The 273-nt window shown below is 69.6% G+C and carries 1 protein-coding gene; it reads left to right on the top strand.

The features are described from left to right. On the top strand, positions 1–273 hold a 273-nt coding region (locus JT719_RS24725), incomplete at both ends, for an alpha/beta hydrolase-fold protein (RefSeq protein ID WP_242693468.1).

Raw genomic sequence — 273 nt, forward strand, 5'->3', positions numbered from 1 at the left:
TACCGCTCGGTCTCGGCCTTCTCGCCGATCACCAACCCGATGAACTGCCCCTGGGGCGAGAAGGCCTTCACCAACTATCTGGGCTCCGAGCGCAGGAGCTGGGCCGAATGGGACAGCTGCGCCCTGATCGCCAACGCGACGGAACGGCTGCCCCTGCTGGTGGACCAGGGCGACAGCGACGACTTCCTGGAAAACCAGCTGAAGCCCGACGCCCTGCGCCAGGCCGCGGCGGCCGCCGGCCACCCGCTGACCCTGCGCATGCAGCCGGGCTAC

Source organism: Sabulibacter ruber (assembly GCF_017355955.1).
GTDB classification, from domain to species: domain Bacteria; phylum Bacteroidota; class Bacteroidia; order Cytophagales; family Hymenobacteraceae; genus Nibribacter; species Nibribacter ruber_A.